Origin of the sequence: Bradyrhizobium sp. SPXBL-04 (assembly GCF_051853035.1) — a bacterium.
In the GTDB taxonomy this organism is placed as follows: domain Bacteria; phylum Pseudomonadota; class Alphaproteobacteria; order Rhizobiales; family Xanthobacteraceae; genus Bradyrhizobium; species Bradyrhizobium zhanjiangense.
On record NZ_CP182472.1, the window covers coordinates 1,909,426 to 1,930,598 of the forward strand.

The following is a 21,173-nucleotide window of genomic DNA, read 5'->3' on the forward strand; positions in this document are numbered from 1 at the left end:
AAAAGATAAAGGATCAAGGCAGAGATCACGAACGGCTCCACGGCACATAGCTGCGGCTGCGATCGTGGCTCCTGGATTAGCGGCAAGGTCCGCCCTCCGAAGATCCAATGTGCGATCAAGCGAACGAGCAGAGTGCGCTATCGTTGTTCAGGCGCCCTCTCGACGCTTATCTGGATCGGGCGTTTCGCTAAACCAGAGCTCTTGCTCTTAGCGAGGGCGGTCGTCGCATGCAATCGGCGTTTTTGACCGTAATTAAGCGTTGAGTGTGGATTCGCCAGCGGTTTCGTTGCCATTTATTGCGATGGCCGGCGTCTCCGAGTCATGCTTGGGACCGTTGGCCGCGCCACAATCGTGGGCTCGATCCCCTTGTGGGAATTTGCACTACCATTTTGGGACTTGCGACATTCGTGGCGAACTCATCATGGTGCTGCTGGCGATGTCGCTTCCGCTGACGGTCGTGATCGTGGCGCGCATTCACCTCCCTTCTACGCATCCACCGCCGGCGATACGCTCTGCTCACAGTGCTTCAAGCACGAACAGCCGTTGCCGCTCAGCGAGCTTAATGTCCAGGTCGGCAAGCAGGGATTCCGGAAGTCCTTTCCACTGCCGGGCGTTGAGGTCGTGAGATGGTCGACGATGACGGGCGTCGGCCATGTGGTCGCGCTGGCTGCGGGATAGGGGCCAGGGGGCATTGATCGCGAGCCGTGGACCGGGCCCATCTGAGCGAGGGACATCCGCTTCCGTGCTTTGCTCTTATCCTCGAACTGGCAGCTGCATTCGCGGTTCTAGGAGGCATTCACGTCGAGACAATTCGACCGGAGCCATACCTTGGTGTGCTGAAGTGACCTCGAGTCTTCAATGTCGCGGATGCGTGCGCGGCTGTTAAGGAGGAGTTCTCAGTGACGGCATGGCTCGAATGCCTCCTCCAATCTGAGTAGCTGAATGAGACTAGGTTTGAGCGCTCATCGAGTGTCTTTAATCCTACGAAGCAGCTTTTGCGGCCTATGGTCGAATCGGCCGGGAAAGGCGCGCCTGCTTGCAGCTATTTGGAAGTCAAGCGTGCCGGGCGCATGCGCGTCCGGTCCGAAGGCGCGATCAAGTTTGGCCGTGATGATGACGTCGCGGCCTAAGTTAGCCATCCGCTTAGTCTAGGGCTCGTTCGCGAAGGTAGTTCTCGCAATTGGGACAGTCGTCACCCTATTGTGGGCAAAAGAATCGCTGTGCGCTCTCATCCATTCGCTGCGACATGCTCTGCTGCAGCCTCATCCTGGGCCATCTTGCGCAGAGCGCCACGAATAATTTTGCCCGTGGTTGTTAAGGGCATCTCATCAATAAATCGTACCACACGCGGATATTCGTACGCTGCCAGGCGTGACTTGACGAAACTTGCAATGTCGTCGGCCAATGCATCTGATCCAACATATCCATCCTTAAGCACGACATATGCGGCAACGACCGCACCCCGAAGCGGATCCGGCTTGGCGACAACCCCGGCAATACGGACAGCTTGGTGCGCAAGCAGGCAATCCTCCACTTCTGCAGGGCCAATCCTGTAGCCGGCGGAGCCAATGACATCATCATTGCGTCCCACAAAGCGAAGCCGTCCCTCAGCATCGCGTACCCCCTGGTCACCCGTGAGAAGCCAATTCCCATCCGGCCCTTCTACGAACTTTTCGCGCGTCGCTTCGAAATTTTGCCAGTAGCCGAGGAACATCACGGGATCGGGGCATAATACCGCAAGGGCGCCTTCCGTCTCCTCAGGTTGGCGAATGCCGGTCGCGGCATCGATTACATCAACAACGTGGCCGGGCACGGGCCGGCCCATTCTCCCCGGCAAAGGGGGCTCTAGCGCTGCACAGGAAGAAACCACCATGTTGCACTCGGTCTGGCCATAAAATTCATTGATCGTAACTCCTAGCGTCGTGCGCCCCCATTCGATCAATTCTGCACCTAGCGGTTCGCCGCCGCTTGCCACCGAGCGAAGGCGCACCTCAGGGGTTTCGGTCTGGGGCAAGAGCTTCATCATCTTCAAAGCCGTGGGAGGCAGAAAGGCGTTACGTATTCGGCAGGTTTTGATCAGGTCGAAAGCCGCCTCCGCGGTGAATTTAGCAAATCGGCAGGCGACAACCGGGATGCCATGATGAACGCCGGCATGAGGACGTCGAGTAGACCGCCAATCCATGCCCAGTCTGCAGGAGTCCAGAACCGATCTCCGGCCTGAGGGAGAAATTCGTGGCTCAATTCGACCCCCGGAAGATGTCCCAACAGAACCCTGTGGGCGTGAAGGGCGCCTTTAGGGTTCCCCGTGGTGCCCGACGTGTAGATTAGAATTGCTGGATCATCCGCGAGCGTCGATGCAGGTTCGAAGGCAGGTGATTCTGCCGCGCAAAGTGCAGCGAAACTCCTGGCCGGTCCAATCGCGCCATCGATGCAGATGATCAGCTCCAATGCGGGGAGCTGTTGGAGAAGAGGTTTTATTCGCTCAACGCCCGAGGCGTCCGTTACGATTGCTTTTGCGCCAGAATCGGCCAGGCGATGTAGAAGGGCATCGGGTCCAAAGAGTGTAAATAGCGGGATCGAGATGCACGCGAGTTTTGCGAGCGCAACATGCGCCACCGCTGTCTCGAAGCGCTGAGGCAGCATAACACCAACCCGATCACCCATCTCTCCGGGACGCCGGCCAATGCCGCGCGCGCTCAAGGCGTTAGCCAGGCGGTTGGAGATAGCCTTCAGCTCGGCGAAGCTGTATTCGCGAGTGGATTTTCCAGGCTCCACGTCAATGATTGCCAATCGACCGGGCTCTTGATCGGCCCACCTGTCACATATGTCGGCACCGATATTGTAGTAATCGGGGATATTCCACCGATACCCATTTCGAACCTCATCGAAAGTTTTTGCCTTTTTCAGCATTACTTGTCCTCCGTCTCGATCTGAGAAAGCCTGCTGACCTGAGCTCCGGGCGATACGCGCCCTTCTGTGCTCCTCGCCGTGTTTCCAACGACGGCCCGGTCCTTCGGTCATGTCCTTCAGTCCTACCCGTGGACCAGCCGGTGCGTTGAGGCGTACCGGTGCGCGTTTCGCCCATCCACTCATGTCTTGAAGCGAGTGCGCCGGCCAATTCCCGGAAGCTGGCGGTGTCGGCGATGGACGCAAAAGCGAAGCGCAAATACTGACTGCTCGCGCCTCGCGCGTGCTCCGTGTGGGCGTGCCGGGGCAAATGCTCTCGATCAGTCGGTGAGCAGGGATGAGCAGTTGCGAGCGAGCCTCCGGCTTTCAGCGAGGTCGTCCTGACAGTGCCGTCGAACCAGCCAGCCTGTGCCGAGGCGCTGCTCGCCATCTTCTCCATTGATTGAAAGTTCAGACGCGGCCAAACGCCGGTTCGACCGGCTCCGCGCCCCGTTGCCGGGTTTGCTGGCGCAGCGCGCCCTGTTGTCCCTTGCCGTGTCATGCAACCCAACCTGAGCAATCCGGCTCGGAAAAAGCCGAGTTCCGGCAATAGCCTTATGAAAAAAATATATCAAACGGAAGAAAATATTTGACTTTGATGTCAGAATTTCGTTGTGTTGGGGAACTCAGGATGGCGATGTGTGCCATGCACCAGCTTCGGGTGACGTGTTGCAGTACCCAGAAACCTTGCAAAGTGTGCTCTCGCCGTTGGACCCGCGCCCGGTTGAACTGGTAAATGCCAGCGGACGTGCCGACTTTGTGCTGGTTTGCGAGCACGCCGGGACCGCTGTGCCAGGGCGGCTCGACAACCTTGGTCTGCGCGCGGCCGAAACGCTTGGGCATATTGCCTACGATATCGGCGCCGAAGCTGTGGCGCGTCGACTTGCGGATCTACTCGATGCTCCGCTTTTCCTGCAGCGCTATAGCCGGCTAGTGGTCGACTGCAATCGTCCCTTTAACGCGCCCGACTGCATTCCAGAGGTGAGCGATGGGACGGTCGTCCCGGGCAACCTGAACCTCGCGGAACATCAGCGCCGGCAGCGTTATGCGGAGATCCACGAGCCATTCCATCGGGAAGTGGCGCTCTTTCTAGATGGTCGCGCGACGGCCGGCTCGCCGACCGTTCTAGTCGCGGTGCACAGCTTTACGCCGCGGCTGGCAGGAGGGCCCGGACGCCCCTGGCAACTCGGTGTGCTCTCCAACCGTGATCGTCGCTTTGCCGGGCGTTTCCTCGGCTCCTTTCGGGAGCGCAACCCGGGGACGATCTGTGCGCACAACGAGCCATATGTCGTCGACGATCAGGGCGACTACACGATCCCGGTGCATGGGGAGGCGCGCGGCCTGCTGCACCTCCTGCTTGAAATTCGTAACGATTTGATTGGCGATCCCGAGGGGCAGCACCGATGGGCGAGCTTAATCGCCCAGGGGCTGATCGATGCGCGAGAGAAAGATCATGTCAACGATTGATTTCCCCACGACACGCGAGGTGCCGCTCAATCCGAACGTGTCGGCGCTGTTGTTCATCGACGTGCAGAACTTTTGCGCGCGACGCGATGGCGGCGAGTTCAAGGATGTGTCAGAGGCTGAGTTTGCCGATAAGTACGGCTACTATTTCGATCGCTTGAAGAACCTTGCGATCCCCAACATGCAGCGGCTGCAGGGGGCGTTTCGTGGCGCAGGCATGGAAGTTCTTTACACCACGATAGAGAGCCTTACCAAGAATGGTCGCGATCGCAGTCTTGATTACAAGATCTCGGGCTTCAATGTCCCAAAGGGCTCGTGGGACGGGAAGGTTATCGACGAGATTGCGCCCGGCGACGATGAAATCGTGCTGCCGAAATCGTCCTCGAGCGTCTTTGTGTCCACCCACGTCGATTACCTGCTGCGCAATCTCGGCGTCAAGCAGCTGGTGTTGGCTGGACTTGTCACGGACCAATGCGTGGAATCTGCGGTGCGAGACGCCTGCGATCTCGGCTACCTCGTGACGCTCGTGCCAGATGCCTGCGCCACATATAGCCAGGATCGTCACGACAACACTCTGCGAGCGCTCAAAGGGTATTGCCGCCAAGTCGGCACAGACGCGCTGCTCGACGAGCTCGGAAGGTGCTCGGGATAAGTGATCAAGAGCGAGTAAATCGCGCCTTTGCGGCTCAGTTGCGGCCGCCTGAACCAAAACGCGGCGGCCGCGATCATCGATTGCTCCCGCTCAAAGAGGTTCAGCAGAATACCATGAAGGAGAGGGAAATGACTGTGGTCATTCAGTTTTCTGGTCTTTGGGTGAGCCTGGGGTTTGCCGCTCTGATTGCGACCAACCCTCCCCATGCTGCCGAGAAGATCGGCATGATTGCGCCGCTCGCTGGCGTCAGCGCCGGCGACGACCTCGGAATGGTGGATGGCGCCTGGCTCGCCGTCGACGAAAGCAATCCAGCCGGGGGCGTTGCCGGCTACAAGCCTCAGGTCGTCATGGGCGACACGCAGAACGTGTCACTGGAGTCGGTCACCAGCGCCGTCCAGCGCCTGACGAACGACCCTGAGCTCAACGCCGTCATCAACGGCTATGCGCACTATAGCAATTTTCAGATCGAGTTGATGGCCGAGCAGGATATGCCGTACCTGCTCTACACCGGCACTGATTCGATGCGCGCGGTCATTGCGCCCCCTCCGGACAAGTTCCCGACCATCTGGTCGTCCAACGCTTCCTATGACGCCGACAAGACGGCAATGATTCCAGTGCTGCACAGTCTGGAAAAGACCGGCAAGTTGAAGCTGCAAAATAAGAAGGTCGCTCTGATCTCCACCGATAATCCTGACTCGAAGTCGATCATGAATGGATTGAAACAGAGCTTCGAGGAAGACGGCTGGACAATCACATCTGCTGACCTTCTGCCCACCGGGGACATCAGCGACTGGCGGACGTTCCTCGTCAAGGTCCCCCTGGGCAACCCGGCAGTGGTCATAACTACCGATCCGAGGGCCGACAACGCGGCGAAGTTTCTGACCCAGTTTCTCGATCGGCCGACCAATAGCCTGACGTTATCCAGTATGCGCCGCGCATTCCATTCTAGCAGGTCTGGGACGGCAAGCGGGGCCTGCTCTCTCCGCAGCAGCATTCTGATGGCGAATTCGGCATGCCGCTCTGGATGAAGCAAGGCGTTGCGGCCAGGCGGCATTTCCGCGTGCCCCACCAGACATGCAGACCCACGAGACCGGCTGCCATTGTTAAGCGATAATCTATGCAAGAATTAGGGAGAATTCCAAATGGGCAAACTGGACGCCGCAGTGAAGGCCGCCTGGAGCGCGATCGACCGCGAGCGGAGTTATACGACTGAGCTCACTCGAAGGCTTGTCCGGATTCCTTCGGTCAATCCAAAGTTCATCAACGATCCAGACCAGAACCGCGAGAGCGCTGTCCAGGACCTGGTTGAATCGGAACTGACGTCACTTGGTATGTCGATTGACCGGTGGGACGTCTTTCCGGATCGGCCAAACGTGGTCGGTCAGCTCACTGGCTCGGAAGAGCGTAGCCTGCTCTTGTGCGGCCATATCGATGTGGTGCCGGTCGGCGAGGCCGGCACCTGGACAGTCGACCCCTTCGGGGGTGAGATCAAGCATGGCAGGCTTTACGGGCGTGGTGCCATCGACATGAAGAGCGGCGTCGCAGCTGCCATTGCTGCCATCCGCGGCATCAGGGCGGCAGGTATCGAACTTCAGGGACGTGTTGCTCTCCATTCGGTGGTCGATGAAGAAGCTGGCGGCTTTGGAGCGATAGACGCTGTCAAGCGCGGCTATCTTGCCAAGGCGGCGATCATCACCGAACTGACGATGGGCGATATCCAGATCTGCGAAGGCGGTTTGGAATGGATACGCATCACCATCACCGGTCGACAAGGCCATTCGGCGTGGCGCTACAACGAGATCTGGCCGCAGCGCGACTCACCTGAGCGGCTGCGGCCAGCGGTGAATGCGATCGATATCGCAGGTCGTTTCCTGGAAGCGCTCAGGAATTTCGAATATTCGAGGTGCCGCGCGCGTCAGCATCCATTGCTGCCGCCCGGCATGAATACGATCAATGTCGGGGCAATGCGTGCTGGCGCCGGACTTGGGCCGGACGGGTTGCCGCTCATCATGACCAATCCCGCCATCATTCCGGATGTGGCGGTCATCGACCTCGACTACAAATTCCTGCCCAACCAGACGAAGGAAGAGATCCGGTCCGAGTTCGAAGCCTTCGTCCATCACTTCTGTCAGCAGGATCTCTGGTTGCAGAAGAATCCGATCAAGGTCCAGTGGGAGCTCGGTGGCCTGCATTTCCCGCCTATGGATACCGCGCCAGATCACCCGCTCGTGCAATCGCTCTTGCAGCGTCGAACCCAACTTGGCGGCAAGCCGAAGATCTCGGGAATGATTGCCGTCGTCGACGCCGCGCACTACGCCGGCGCGGGAGTTGATGCTGTCATCTGCGGAGCAACGGGCGATGGTTTCCACGGCGCCGACGAGTACGTGGACATTGCTTCGCTGGAGGAGACAACCAAAACGCTGGCAGCCGGAATCATCGATTGGTGTGGAATCAAGTGATTGATCACAAATGCAGTGAACAGTGCCGTGAAAGAGGAGTGCTACCATGAAACTTGCTAGTCTTTGGACCAGTCTGGTCCTCGCTGCGCTCGCCGCGGCAGCGCCTGCCCATTCAGCTGATAAAATCGCCAAGATCGGTGTCCTCGCGCCGCTGACCGGTAACTCAGCTGCGGATGGAAACGAAATGATCGACGGCGCCAGGCTTGCCGTTGACGAAATCAATGCAGCTGGCGGGGTAGCTGGCTACAGGCTGCAGGTGGTCGTAGGCGACACCCAGAACCAGTCCGCCGATGCCGTGACCAGTGCGATCGAACGCTTGGCGGGTGATCGTGACCTGAACGCCATCCTCACCGGCTACGCCAGCGGCAGCAATTTCGAAATCGAGACCATGGCCGAGCAGGAGATGCCTTACCTGATCTGGGCGAATTCGGCTCAGACGCGGGACATCATCGCGCCCCATCCGGACAAGTTCCCGACCGTCTGGTCAATGGCCCCGTCCCTTGATGAATACAATACGGCCATGGTGCCGGTGGTTAAGGGTCTTCTTGCAGATGGCAAGCTCAAGCTGCGGAATACGAAGGTCGCCCTGATCTCTTCGGACAATCCCTATTCGAAGACCATCATGAACGGGCTGAAGAAGAGTTTCGAAGATGCCGGCTGGACCGTAACGTCGGCAGACCTTCTGCCGTTCGGGGAGATCGACAACTGGCGAACGTTCCTTGCCAAAGTTCGTCAGGATAATCCGGCCCTCATCATCAACACGGACTATCAGCCGGGCAATGCCGGGAAGTTCTTGACCCAGTTCCTGGAGCAGCCGACGGACAGCCTCGTCTTCATCCAGTATGCACCTTCGGTCCCCGAATTTTTAAAGTTGACGGGCAAGCAGGCCACGGGCGTCGTCTATAACCTGCTGGGCGGCACGCTGAATACGCCCGCGAACCCGCGGGCTGCCGAAGTGATCAAGAAATATCAGGACAAATATGGCCACGAACCAGGTACCTATGGGCCGGCGCTCTACGAGGAGGTCATGGTCTATGCCGACGCCCTCGCCAGGGTGGGAGATCCGGCCAAACGGCTCGCTATCGGCAAGGCCATTGGCGATACCCGCAAACAGATCGTAAGTGGCAAGCTCTCCTTTGATCCGAAGACGCATCTTGCGGACCAGGGCGACAATTCAATTCCAATTCAGTTCTTCCAGATCTGGGACGGCAAACGGGTTCTGTTTTATCCGAGCCAGTATGCGGACGGAGAGTTCCGTATGCCTCCATGGATGCGACAATAGCGCGACCGGCACCTTTGCGGCCGCGCGGCATCGCCGCGTGGTCGATTGATCCATCCGCGACGAGCGAAGAGCACACGATGCCAGATCTCAGTGATGACAAGCCGCTGCTTGAGATACGTCAGGTGAGTAGACGCTTCGGTGCCTTGGTCGCTATCGACAATGTCTCGTTCTCGATTCGCAAGGGTGAGATCTTCGGCATTGCCGGCCCGAACGGCAGCGGCAAGAGCACTCTCTTCAACGTCATCACCGGGATTCCATTTCCTCCAAGCGAAGGCGAGGTGCTCCTTTCCGGAAAGCCGATCCATCGGCTGAGCCCGCATCAGATCAGCCGCGCCGGCATCCTTCGCACCTTTCAGAAAGATGCAGAGTTTGCAACGCTGAGCGCGCGAGAGAACGTCTATGCAAGTGCCGCTTATTGCGCCCGCATGACCTCAATGGAAGCGAGAGAGGCCGCCGAACAGGCGCTGGATGACGTATCGCTGGCGGTTGACCGACGGTCGAAAGTCGCCTCCGACCTCTCGGTCTTCGAGCGCAAGCAGTTGATGATTGCTTCTGCAATCGCGGGGCGACCTAAGGTGCTTCTCCTCGATGAGCCTGCCGCCGGTCTCACCAGGCCCGAAATATCTGGCCTCTCCGACCTGATATTTACCGTGCACCGACGCGGCATCACGGTCGTGCTCATCGAACACGTCCTGCCGCTTCTCCTGAACGTGTCCGAACGCCTGATGATCCTCAATCACGGCGCCATCATCGCCTCGGGAAGTCCGGCAGAGGTGGTACGCAGCCCGGAGGTCGTCGAAGCCTATCTCGGCAAACGGGAGGCGAGACTTTGAGCAATACTACAAACGCGCTCGAAATCGCCGGCTTGCGCGCCGGTTACGATGCCAGCGATGTGCTGCTCGGCATCAGCCTCCACGTCGGGCCGCAGGAGCGCGTCGGGCTCTTCGGACCCAACGGGCACGGTAAGACAACGCTTCTCAACACGATTTCTCGGGTGATCCGTCCGCGGGCAGGAGAGGTCCGCTTCATGGGCGAGCCGATCGACCAGCTCGAGCCCCAGAAGATCGTTGCCCGCGGCTTGATTCACGTGCCCCAGGCCAATCGTCTCTTTCCCGACATGCAGATCATGGAGACGCTCGAGCTTGCGGCCTTCACGCCGCGCGCGCGGGAGGAGCTGAAGACAAACCTCGATTATGTGCTCAACCTGTTTCCCCGGCTTGCCGAGCGCCGCCGGCAACAATGCAAGACGTTGTCGGGCGGCGAGCGCCAGATGCTATCAATCGGCGCGGGGCTCATGTGCGCGCCTCGCATGCTGATGCTGGACGAGCCGACCCTCGGGTTGTCTCCGAAGCTCAAGGACGAGCTTGCCGGGGCAATCTCGGAAATATCGTCGCGGGGCATTCCGCTTCTTCTTGTCGAACAGGATATCGCATTCATCCTGTCCCTTGTCGACCGCATGTACCTTGTCGACCACGGCGAAATCAGCCGGGAAATCAACCGGAGCGGAGAGGTCGACCATCAGGAAATCATGGACATGTATTTCGGATCGGAGGGCGCATGATCACGAGCGACATCCTCAGCGCAATTCTCGTCAGCGGTATCGTGCTCGGCTCGGGCTATGCCTTGATGGCGAGCGGACTTTCCCTGGTATGGACCACGCTTGGCATCTTCAATTTCGCTCACGGTGTGCTGATGACACTCGGCGCCTACATCGCCTGGACCGTCTCGGACGCGGCCGGGCTCAATTTCGGATTGGGTGTTGCAATCGCCATTTCAGCAGCGGTCATGATCGCAGTAGGCATTCTGATTGAGCGGATCATTGTTCGGCCGTTCTATGACCATCGCGATATCCTGCTCATCACTGTCATGACGACCCTTGCCGCAATGATATTCATGCAGAAGGGGATCCAGCTGATCTGGGGAGCAAGGCTCAAGCAGCTGTCTCCGGTCGCAACCGGCAACGTGCAAATCTGGCAAACGACGATTTCCGCGCAGGAGGCGCTCATCGTTGTCGTGGCGCCGTTGTTGCTTGGTGCGCTTTGGCTTTTCCTCGATCGTTCGCGAACAGGACGCGGAATACGGGCAGTGGGCCAGAACCCGGACGCCGCCAGGCTGATCGGCATCGACGTCTCTCGTCTTTTTATCATTACGTTCGCCCTCTCGGCAGTCCTTGCCGGGCTCACAGGCGTGCTTCTCGGCTCGATCCGCCTGCTCACGCCGGAGTTCGGCTCCGAGCCGCTCGTCAAGGCATTGATCATCGTGATCTTTGGCGGGCTTGGCTCGCTGAGCGGGACGATTCTCGCTGCCTATCTGATGGGTATCCTCGAGGCGGCCCTTGTGTTTTTCGTAGGCATCTACTGGGCACCCTCAATGATTTTTCTCCTGCTCATCCTGGTGCTCCTCGTCCGGCCCCAAGGGCTCCTCGGAAAGGTGGTGCGCTGATGATAGGCCTCCACAATGCCAGCAGCAGCAAGTCGTGGCTGATTGGCGTCCTGCTGGTCGCAGGGCTCCTTGTGCCGATTTTCATCCAGGACAGCTATCTGCGACATCTTTTCATCATCTCCTTCGTCTACGGGATTGTCGCGGCGAGCTGGGATCTCAGCCTTGGCTATGCCGGCATCTTCAATTTTGCCCATGTCGCGTTTTTCGGCGTCGGTGTTTACGCGACGGGACTGACCGCAAAGCTTCTCGGGATTGATCCGTGGGTTGCGATGCTCTTCGGCGGGTTTGCCGCGTCCGCAGCTGCTGCCATCGTCGCTCTCCCCGTCGTACGACTGCAGGGCGTCTATGTGGTGCTGGTCACGTTCGCTTTCAGCCAGCTTGTAATGCAACTTGTGATCAATCAGTCAAATCTGACCGGAGGAACGCAAGGCATGGTGCGCGTGCCGACAATATGGCTGCCGGGCTACAATTTCCTGCGCGACTACAAGCTCGGCTACTACTATGTCGCCTTTGCTCTGCTTGTCATCACGACCGCTTGTCTGCGCTGGCTGGTCCGCTCCGATTTCGGCCTCTCGATCAGGGCCCTGCGCGACAACGACGATTACGCCGTCTCCCGCGGTATTCCGATTGCGTGGCAGCGCCTGAAAGCCCTCGTGGCAAGTGCATTCTTCACGGGGCTGGCAGGTGGATTCTACGTCATCTATCTGCGCGTTGCCTCGCCGGAGGTCTTCGACTTCTCGACCGTGTCGCTCATCTTGAGCATGGTACTTCTCGGGGGCACCTCCAGTATCTACGGGCCGCTATTTGCTGCGCTCTTCCTGACCTTCATCTCGGAAGGGCTCGCCAGCATCAACAACTTCGCCGAAGGCCGCTTCATGCTGGTTGCTCTGGCCATGATCGTCGTGCTCCTGTTCTTTCCGAAGGGGCTTGCCTCCGCAGTGCCTGCAAGTATTGCAAGGAATGCAAATCAAAAGCGATCGCGACAACCCCTAAAGTCTTCGAAAGACCAGGCTCTAATGACTTCGACCGACAAAGAGAACGAGGCCGGAGCTGCCAGTCCCTCCAGCGTCCATTGAACTCCGTTTAACGGCCGAAGTTATATTCGGAGCGGAGCGAGGCAGGATTGAAGCCCCCGATCCGGAGAGGCGATCTGAATTGCGTGGTTGTCCCGGGATTGATCGAGGCCGGGTTGACGGGAATTTCGCCGGCTCTTTTGCCCTGATGACCTCGTGGGGCATCACGATCGTGAGGCGCCGCCATGCAGACCTTTGCAAGCGCTGCCAACGCGCCCGGTCGTCACACCGGTCGTGAGGGCCAAATTTGCTGCGCGCCTGTCCAGTATTTGAACTCAGGAACGAGACATGACAGCCCGATGCATCTCGAAACTGGCTCATTTGCGCTTCTATCCGCTGGCCGTGAGCCTTGCACGGAAGAGGGGCACACGGCGGCTCGGTGAGCCCTTCCGCGCGGCCCGCTCCGGCCGCGGTGATTGATGGCATGAACGACGCTCGGGGCTGGGCCGGCGGCGGTGGATGGTGCTCAGGACCTCCGATCGACGTTAGACCGGCCACCCCAATGAGGTGTCCGACACGGTCGAGACAGCCTATCGCTGCGGCGACAGGCTGGAGAAGCCCCTGCGCATGATGGCGGACTGGCGCCGTTCTGCGCCGACGGGTCGGCCCGAGAAGGATAATGGTGCCGTTGAGGACTTGAAGTAAATTAAATGCATCGGTGGATAGGTCGCTGACGGAATATTCACGCGAAGGTGTCATCGTCGATAGTATCTTTGTAAATGGACGAACTGTACCGGTTAGCCAAACGGTAAGCTCCGCAGCATATTCACAGTTCAGTACATTGGTATTGTCCTGGACGAGCAGTTCTTGAGAGACGGCAGGATTGTTGGGGATCTTTGCGGAGGCTGCGGAATCTGGCGGATCAGTATGATCGACAGTTTGGCCGACCTTCTCAGGTTGACGAAGAAGCTCCTGTCCAACCTTCCCGCAGAATAGAGACGAGACGCTATCATCACTATTCTTTGCTCGGCCAGCGGCAACAAATAATTCCAAGTTGGTATAGATCGCTCCGAAATTGGTATTGGCCTCACCGAGGTCGCCTGCGGGAAAATGGATGGAAGCATTCGATGCACGGTGAAATCCAACCCGTCGCGGGACTTGGCTCGCGAGTCCGGCTGCGAACTTCACTCCACCCACCTTTCTCGCTTAACACGGAATTCGGTTGCTGAAGCCGCTAACGTGCGTTCACCACTTCCACGCAACGAGCCTGTGCGCGACTATGCTCCAAACAGCCCGGAGCGATCGACACTAAAAGCTGCGTTGGCGCAAATGAGCAGGGAGCGCGTCGAACTGCCGCTTATTATCAACGGTGCTCACCAACGGACGGGCCGTTGTGAGACGGCTGTGATGCCTCATCGGCACGGTCATGTTCTCGGGGATGCCCATCTGGCCTCCAAGAGCGAGGTGAACGCTGCCATAGATGCTGCCGCCCGGGCATGGCACGACTGGTCGAAATGGCCTTGGACAGACCGGGCGGCAATCTTCTTGAAAGCTGCCGAGATGCTGTCGGGCTCATGGCGCGACCGTCTGAATGCTGCGACCATGCTCGGTCAGTCCAAGACAGTTCACCAGGCGGAGATCGATTCTGCAGCAGAACTAATTGATTTCTGGCGGTTCAACGTCGAGTTCATGAGGCGCCTTTACGAGGACCAGCCGATTTCGGCTCCCGGCGTCTGGAATCGCAGCGATTACAGACCACTGGAGGGTTTTGTGCTTGCGATCACGCCTTTCAACTTCACCGCGATCGCCGGTAACTTGCCGACCGCGCCGGCATTGATGGGCAATACGGTTGTCTGGAAGCCGGCCGCAACCGCAAAATATTCTGCGCAACTCATCATGTTGCTCCTCCAGGAGGCGGGGCTTCCAAATGGCGTCATCAATCTCGTTTATGGAGACGGTGCGGAAGTCGCCGAGATCGCACTGGCCGATCGTCGCCTCGCCGGTGTTCACTTCACCGGATCAACACAGGTCTTCAATTCGATTATCCGCACGGTTGGATCGAATGTCGACCGGTATCATAATTACCCGAGGCTGGTGGGGGAGACCGGAGGAAAGAACTTCATTCTGGCTCACGGGAGCGCTGACGTTGCCGCATTGGCTACAGCAATCATCCGCGGCGGATATGAATATCAAGGGCAGAAGTGTTCTGCGGCATCTCGGATCTTCATACCCGCCTCCTTGTGGCCGTCACTGAAGACGGTCTTGTGCGATGAAATCGCGACCATCAAAGTGGGCGATGTCGCCGACTTCGGCAACTTTATGGGCGCCGTTATCGATGAAAGGGCATGGCGCAAGCACATGCGGATTTTCGAGGAAGTAAAATCCTCCAACGCGAAAATCCTCACCGGAGGACGTGGTGACGACAAGACCGGCTACTTCGTTGCACCAACCCTGATCGAAACGGACGATCTGGAATCGCGTCTTCTTCGTGAGGAGTTTTTCGGACCAATCGTCGCGGCCTACGTCTATCGCGACAGCGAGTTTGAATATGTTCTGGAGAAGATAGATCAATCGGGTACTTACGGCCTCACAGGCGCGATATTTTCGACCGATCGTCGCATCATCGGTCGCGCATTGAATGGTCTGCGCTCTTCCGCCGGAAACGTCTATATCAATGACAAGCCAACGGGTGCGATCGTTGGCCAACAGCCATTCGGCGGAGCAAGAATGTCAGGCACCAACGACAAAGCTGGGTCGATCTGGAAACTGATCCGGTGGGCGTCGCCACGAAGTATCAAGGAAGCGTTCGTCTCGCCGAAAGACTATCGCTACCCTTACCTCTCCAGCGGCTCGATTGACGATTGAGCGTTTGAACTGTCGCTTTATGTATCTCTCATCGAGACGTGTCAGCTCGTATAGAGCTGCTTGGAGTCAAGTCGCTTCTTATAACCGTTTGGCGTTGTTCGTCGTATTTTTCCTCCCGCGACGGACATCACTGGCCGCCCCGTCAGGGGCGGCTTTTTTCTCTTCCAGTCGCGCCACACCGATCTGCTCACAATTGGCTTGAACTAACCGCGAGTGTTCGTCCGCGGCACGCCCTGGTCTTGGCTCGCGATCGGCTTGCCTGATTGAAGCCCCGATTGGGGCCGCTTGAAAACAGGACGAGTCAGTCCGCCAGGAGTCGGTGATGCTTCATTCCCGTTGGCTGACGTTAACACGGCCGGCGCGCATCGTTTCCGATCTGGTGTCGATCAGTCCGAAATTGGTATTGGCTTCCCACTTCACCCGCAATTACCACGATTCGATCACAAGCCTTCAGTTGGAGATCGTCTAACCGAGCGAGAGGTTCGAAGGTCTCTGTGGCTAGCGGACTCTGAGCGCGTGTCTCGCCATCGCTGTGAGCCGCGTAAGCAGCATCATCCACCCTGATTGGTTTCTTGGAGCAATCTCGAGGTCTCGGGTGCAACGATCAACAAGACGTGTGTCCAAAGCCGAAGTACTGATCCGCTTCAAACTGAATACTGCCAGGTGCGCTTCGATACCTTGATCGAGACACTCAGGAGATGAACGTGAGCGCCAGAACTTCCGCCGGATGCTTTGTACGACCATTCAAAATACTTTCCGCCTTCGATCCTCATCAGGTGGAGAGATCGGATACGACTAGGGACGAATTGGAAGTCTCGCCGGAGATTACTGAGCCGCTCGTCAAAGCTTGGGAGTCCCTCAACCGAGTGCGCGTACGGGGGGCAGCCAGTGTATTATAGGCCCTCTACCGTGCGTGCTAATACGCGGTTTTTTGTCAAGAATACGATATTGGGGAGTCTTTCTCTGCAAGACCTCGCGGCAATAGGGGAGTGTCTAGAACCTATCGTGCTGAGAGAGCGTATGGTTTTGCAGGAGCCAAAGAGGCAGCTTGATCATGTCTATTTTGTAGAGTCGGGTCTTATTTCGCTGCGAATAGTTGCGGCGGGAAGCATCCTCGAAACGGCAGTCATAGGATATCAGGGCGCAGTCGGCGCGTCGTTCCTGTTAGGAGGACATCTGCCGATCCATCAGTCCGTTGTGCTCATTCCTGGAAACGCGCACAGGATCCGTGTCGAGGATCTGCGTCGGATCATGAACGAGAACCCCGATATCAGAGAACGTCTGTTTCGATACGTTCAAGCACTGACCTTGCACTGCGCTCAGTCAGGTCTATGCGGCGTTCGGCACGCTCGTGAGAAGCGCCTCGCATCCTGGCTCTGTTTGGCGAGTGATGCTGTCGGCGCCAACGTTCTTCCCGTTACTCACGAATACCTTTCATCAGTTCTGGGGTTGCGCCGTGCTGGGATAACGGAGACGCTGAACCGGTTCGAAGAACAGCAATTGATTCGCAAGACGCGCGGCGTTTTGCAGATCGAGGCGCGCAACTGCCTCGCACAAAAGGCATGTACCTGTTACCGAATTGTCTCAGGCGCTTACGCCGCGCCCGAGTCTGTGACACCGGCGAGTTAGCAAAGCCGCCTGGTCGTCTGATTCGTCTCCAAAGTCATTCTCAAAAACCTCAACTGCGCATTCGTACATCGGGATTGACCTGCGCAGTTCGCTGCGTGCGCGTGAACATTCCCGGGCAGTTGGCCTTCGTTCGACATCGTTAGATCGCTTGCTCAACGTACGAAACGTGCTCCTATAGAAACGGATGGTGCGAAGCGTACTGTTGTGACGCGTCTAAAACACGCTTGCTAAGGGCGCGCGCGTCTTGGTCCGATACGTACAATGTTTGCACGCCGATTGTGAACGCAGTCTGTCAACATCAATGTGCGAGCGGCGGAATGATCCGCACCGCGACGTCCGCTGGTTCACTCTATCGGTTGGCGTTCGAGGAGGGCCCTGCAGGTCGAGAATGATTGGGGGCAAAGGTGGTTGGTCTCTTCCGTAACGGTTGAGAGATTGCCTTTGAGGTGAAAGAATTCGGAGAACTCTTATGAAGATGGTGAAGAGCCTATTGCTCGGTTCGGCGGCGGGTCTGATTGCTGCAGGCGGAGCGCAGGCTGCGGATTTGCCTGTCAAGGCCAAGGCGATTGAATACGTGAAGATCTGCTCGCTGTATGGCGCCGGCTTCTACTACATTCCCGGTACTGACACTTGCATCAAGCTTGGTGGTTACCTCCGTGCCGAGGTCGCCCTGGGTACGAATAGCGTCTATGACACTGCGAACGGCAGTGTGGCGGGCGCGAAAAATCGCCTGAGCAACTACTACACGGCCCGTTCCCGTGAGGATTTGAACATCGATACGCGCACTGCGACCGAGTATGGCGTGGTCCGCACCTTCTTCGACGCAACCTTCACCTGGACCTCGGGTGGCTATACGGGTACCGGCACAACTGCCGCCAACGGCTCGACGACCTATACCGGGGCGAGCGGTTCTGGCGCGATCGCCGGTGGTTCGCTCGGTGTCTATTACGCATTCATCCAGTTCGCTGGTTTTACGCTGGGTAAAGCGGTCTCGCAGTTCTCTGCTCCCTGGACCAATTATCCTGGTAACAACTTCGATGGTCTGCCCGGCGGCGGTGGAACGGTCACCGGTGTGAACCAGTTCACCTATACTGCTGACTTCGGCCAGGGCATCACCGCCGCCTTCTCGGCGCAGGATCAGGTGGCCTACTATACCAGCAATATTTGGAATGTGAGCGGCGCGACGGTCGCCGGACTCGCGACCGGAGCTTATGGCGCCATCGACAGCGGCGGATCACGTTCTCCGGACCTCGTGGCCATGGTTCGCGTCGATCAGGCCTGGGGTCTCGTCCAGGCGTCCGTTGCCGCGCACGACAACCACGCTGGTTACTACGGTGCGGACGAGACGACGGGCCATCCGGGCGACAAGTGGGGCTGGGCTGCTCAGTTGGCTTTGTCGATCAAGAACATCCCCACTGGCGCGGGTGACACGATCAACGTGTCAGGTGTGTACACGAACGGTGCAAGCCGCTACAATTTTCAGGACCTGATGGCGAGCACTTACGCGATCTACGGCGGTACCGGTCTGGCGGGTGCTTACCAAAGCGTTGGCCTCGCTGGTCTGTCCGACTCTGTGTTCGTGACTGGCGCCGGTCAGGAGTTAACCACGACCTATGGCTTCCGTGGTGCTTACACCCACAACTGGGACCCATACTGGAACACGGCGATCTACGGTGCATGGGCTGCTGTGCGGTATAACAACACGGCGAAGGGCTACCTCTGCGGCGCGTTCGTTACTGGGCTCGCCCTCTCGAGCGGTATTGCCGGCTGCAACCCCGACTTCAACTATTCGGTTGTCGGTGTGATCACACGCTGGACGCCCGTCAAGAACCTGACCTTCTCGGCCGACCTCGCCTACACGATGCTTGACCAGAAGTACGCAAGCGGAAGCACGGTCACGCTGCCGCTGCAGTCGACGATTGCCAAGCCGGGCACTGCGTATGAGCTGAAGGACCAGGGCAGCCTTACGCTGCTGCTCCGCGCCCAGCGCAACTGGTGAATCACTGTCAAACCAGCGGAAGGAGACAAATAGCGACTTCATAGATCTAAGTTAACCTCCAAGAAGGCCTCCGGCATGCCCGCCGGAGGCCTTTTAGAGCCCTACTCTGACTTCCGATCGAGGGTGATAGCAGTTCGGCGGCACAGGATGTGCGGGACCAGAGTCGCGAGCTGCCGTAGCTCTGTTTCCGACCATGGCCCAGCTCCAGTAGGAGTCTGAATGTGCGATTCGCACCGCAAAGAATCGGCTATTTGTGGTGATATCAAACCGTTCTAACGCGTGTGGAGGAGCCCGACTGCCGCGTGCGCGAAATGGGCTTTCGATTCTCGCTACTCAGAAAGTCTCGGCCCAGCGCAGAAGCCCACAAGCAGCAAGTGTCCCTCCGCGAGAATTGCATACCACACTTTGCAGAGCGGGAGTGCGGTACGAGTCAGCAAGCCATCGCCTCTGCAGGGCAGCACAGTCAAGTCAATTCCAATCTGATAGATCCCTCCAAAATTTGTATTGGTTCTCCCCAAGCTGGTTCGCCTACGACGGCTGCGCCGTGCATTCTATCTATGGCCACGACCAGCTCGGCACCGAGTCTGTCAGGTTCAACGTCAACCGGTGGTCATATGTCGATATTCGTCGTCATCGATGCGGCCGGGCATGCTGTATCCTGCGCTCAATCGTCGTTCGAAATCTTTCGGCTCGGCTTTGTCTGCCAGAGTCACGGCCTCGCATCGCACAATTGTGCTATGCTCGAGCGCCTCGATGATGATCCCGTCCGCGGTCTACGCGGTGGGTTTCGTCACCTCTATACGCTCTGCCTGGCGCGGGTGACGGCGAGGGAGGCGTGGCGATTGCCATAGCTACGCCAGGAGATGATGGCTAGCCGCAGTCATTGTTCCGCGATCAGGCATGCGCGGTCATGTTCGATTAGCCTTGCGACGTATCCTTTGATTTTAGTTTCTCGCCAATTGAGAGCGATCGCCCCAATGTGTCGGCCACAGTTCGGAGCGCTGCCAGGCGCTCCGGTAGTTGCCCGTTCATGATCCGCTGCAGAGGCCCGGTCATTCCGAGAGCGTAAAACACACGCCGATCGGACAGGAAAACGGGCACCGCGATAGCGGCCAACCCTTCGTCGATCTCTCCAATGCACGTAGCATAGCCTCGGGTCCTGACCCCAGCGAGCTCCTGTTCGATCCATGCACGGTCATTGCGTGTGTTCGCCGTGAGCAAGGGAAGGTCGGTGGACATCGCTTCGGCCAATACCGCTTCACTTTGATAGGCTATGATCGCCTTGGCCGTTGCTGCTGCATGCACCGGCATCTCGATCCCGGGCTGCACGTAGCTCCGCCAGCGCACATCAGGTGAAATCGAAATCGCCACGACGACGCGCGCGCCAATGAGGCGTGTGAGGTAGCAGGTCTCTGACGTCTCGTCGGTCAGCTGCTGCAGATGCCCGCGAGCAAGGGCGGCAACCCATCCATCGTCTGCAGTTGCGTGTAGGAGACGCAACAAGCGGTCGCCGAGCTGATAAGCGCGCCCGCCGACGTTGTCCTTTGCAAGTCCAGCGCGTACCAGGCCCTTCAACAGCCGGTGTGCAGATGTTTTCGGAAGGTCAAGCAACGAGGACACGTCTGCCAGCGTCAGGGCGCCGGGAAAGGTCGCGACAAGTTCGAGCACCTGCATATAGCGGTCGAGAGGACCCGCCGTTTCATCTGAGATAGTCATTCAGGGCGCCTTCCAGACGGACAGTTTGTGCATGCGTACCTCTCGAGCCGCTTGACTACCCGAGCAGAAGCACGTTAACGTTACGCAATACCGGAATAATGTTCCTAAAAACGGGACAAAAGTCAACAGCGATTGCGGGCACAAATCATGCTGCCGCAACGGGGAAGCGTCACGAGGCACATCATGAAGATGACGAGGCAGGAGTTTTGAAAGCTTTGTTAGGGGCCGCAATGCCGTGGATGGCAGTCGCACGCGCCGAGCAGGGAAGCCCGATCATCGTCGGCGCCACGGTGCCCATGACCGGAAGCTCCCTGATGATGGCCGAACAGGACATCAACAAAGCCGGCGGCGTCAACGGACGCAGCCTAAAGTTCGAGGATACTCAGGCCTCCAACAGCACGGCGGTGAATGCGTTCGTCAAGCTCGCGATTGCAACTCTCCGAACGCCCGATCCGCGACTATCGCTCGGCCTACATGAGCGAAGGCGAGACCAAACGGGAAAATGTGTTCAATTTGGAGTTCCTCAACCGCGGCATTCTCGCCGCCAGCTATGGCTTGATGGCGCTGTCGCTGCCGATGACGGACACGGATATAGAGAGCATCGTCCGCGCGGCCTCAGATGCACTTGCCCAGGTCGCGTCCAAAAGCTGACGCGTCCTTGAGTCCTTGAAACTTGCTAAGTCTCGCGTGAGGCCATTGGGGGTCG

15 protein-coding genes and 1 pseudogene are annotated in these 21,173 nt (G+C 58.3%); 13 read left to right on the forward strand and 3 right to left on the reverse strand.

The window, feature by feature from the left end:
• Positions 1 to 516: 516 nt before the first annotated feature.
• Together ACNJX8_RS08880 and ACNJX8_RS08885 are read right to left on the reverse strand one after the other, a co-directional pair.
• Positions 517 to 654 carry a hypothetical protein gene (locus ACNJX8_RS08880; protein WP_439360296.1) on the reverse strand — a complete coding sequence of 46 codons (138 nt, stop codon included), beginning with the start codon at positions 652 to 654 and terminating at the stop codon, positions 517 to 519.
• A 574-nt stretch (positions 655 to 1,228) separates the two neighbouring features.
• Positions 1,229 to 2,910, reverse strand: a pseudogene (locus ACNJX8_RS08885) (AMP-binding protein).
• Between the two features lie 705 nt (positions 2,911 to 3,615).
• Between ACNJX8_RS08885 and ACNJX8_RS08890 the strand changes: the two are divergent.
• From ACNJX8_RS08890 to ACNJX8_RS08945, 12 genes are all read left to right on the forward strand, one after another.
• Positions 3,616 to 4,413, forward strand: coding sequence for an N-formylglutamate amidohydrolase (locus ACNJX8_RS08890; RefSeq protein WP_439360297.1), 798 nt, complete (start codon positions 3,616 to 3,618; stop codon positions 4,411 to 4,413).
• A complete protein-coding gene (locus tag ACNJX8_RS08895) occupies positions 4,400 to 5,062 on the forward strand; it encodes an isochorismatase family cysteine hydrolase (RefSeq protein ID WP_439360298.1) in 663 nt (220 codons plus the stop codon). The genes ACNJX8_RS08890 and ACNJX8_RS08895 overlap by 14 nt, the downstream gene beginning before the upstream one ends.
• A 128-nt stretch (positions 5,063 to 5,190) precedes the next feature.
• Complete coding sequence (locus ACNJX8_RS08900; RefSeq protein WP_439360299.1) at positions 5,191 to 6,090, forward strand: ABC transporter substrate-binding protein; 900 nt, start codon at positions 5,191 to 5,193, stop codon at positions 6,088 to 6,090.
• A 114-nt stretch (positions 6,091 to 6,204) separates the two neighbouring features.
• A complete protein-coding gene (locus ACNJX8_RS08905) occupies positions 6,205 to 7,521 on the forward strand; it encodes a M20 family metallopeptidase (protein ID WP_439360300.1) in 1,317 nt (438 codons plus the stop codon).
• Between the two features lie 46 nt (positions 7,522 to 7,567).
• Positions 7,568 to 8,803, forward strand: coding sequence for an ABC transporter substrate-binding protein (locus ACNJX8_RS08910; RefSeq protein WP_439360301.1), 1,236 nt, complete (start codon positions 7,568 to 7,570; stop codon positions 8,801 to 8,803).
• 77 nt (positions 8,804 to 8,880) lie between these two features.
• Positions 8,881 to 9,636, forward strand: a complete 756-nt coding sequence (locus ACNJX8_RS08915) for an ABC transporter ATP-binding protein (protein ID WP_439360302.1) — start codon at positions 8,881 to 8,883, stop codon at positions 9,634 to 9,636.
• Positions 9,637 to 9,668: 32 nt separating this feature from the next.
• Positions 9,669 to 10,364 (forward strand): ABC transporter ATP-binding protein, encoded by a 696-nt coding sequence (locus ACNJX8_RS08920; protein WP_439360303.1) that lies wholly within the window; start codon positions 9,669 to 9,671, stop codon positions 10,362 to 10,364.
• Complete coding sequence (locus ACNJX8_RS08925) at positions 10,361 to 11,245, forward strand: branched-chain amino acid ABC transporter permease (protein WP_439360304.1); 885 nt, start codon at positions 10,361 to 10,363, stop codon at positions 11,243 to 11,245. Before ACNJX8_RS08920 ends, ACNJX8_RS08925 begins: the two co-directional genes overlap by 4 nt.
• 71 nt (positions 11,246 to 11,316) lie before the next feature.
• The gene (locus ACNJX8_RS08930; protein ID WP_439410317.1) at positions 11,317 to 12,321 is read left to right on the forward strand and encodes a branched-chain amino acid ABC transporter permease; all 1,005 of its coding nucleotides are present in this window, start codon (positions 11,317 to 11,319) and stop codon (positions 12,319 to 12,321) included.
• 1,176 nt (positions 12,322 to 13,497) lie between these two features.
• Positions 13,498 to 15,123, forward strand: a complete 1,626-nt coding sequence (pruA, locus tag ACNJX8_RS08935; protein WP_439360306.1) for an L-glutamate gamma-semialdehyde dehydrogenase — start codon at positions 13,498 to 13,500, stop codon at positions 15,121 to 15,123.
• A gap of 1,020 nt (positions 15,124 to 16,143) precedes the next feature.
• Positions 16,144 to 16,752, forward strand: coding sequence for a Crp/Fnr family transcriptional regulator (locus ACNJX8_RS08940; protein WP_439360307.1), 609 nt, complete (start codon positions 16,144 to 16,146; stop codon positions 16,750 to 16,752).
• Positions 16,753 to 17,221: 469 nt separating this feature from the next.
• On the forward strand, positions 17,222 to 18,751 hold the full coding sequence (locus ACNJX8_RS08945; protein ID WP_439360308.1) for a porin: 1,530 nt from the start codon (positions 17,222 to 17,224) through the stop codon (positions 18,749 to 18,751).
• 918 nt (positions 18,752 to 19,669) lie between these two features.
• On the opposite strand, the gene ACNJX8_RS08950 is transcribed toward ACNJX8_RS08945, so the two are convergent.
• Positions 19,670 to 20,467 (reverse strand): IclR family transcriptional regulator, encoded by a 798-nt coding sequence (locus ACNJX8_RS08950; protein WP_439360309.1) that lies wholly within the window; start codon positions 20,465 to 20,467, stop codon positions 19,670 to 19,672.
• Positions 20,468 to 20,896: 429 nt separating this feature from the next.
• Between ACNJX8_RS08950 and ACNJX8_RS08955 the strand changes: the two genes are divergently transcribed.
• On the forward strand, positions 20,897 to 21,118 hold the full coding sequence (locus ACNJX8_RS08955) for a hypothetical protein (RefSeq protein WP_439360310.1): 222 nt from the start codon (positions 20,897 to 20,899) through the stop codon (positions 21,116 to 21,118).
• Positions 21,119 to 21,173 lie beyond the last annotated feature (55 nt).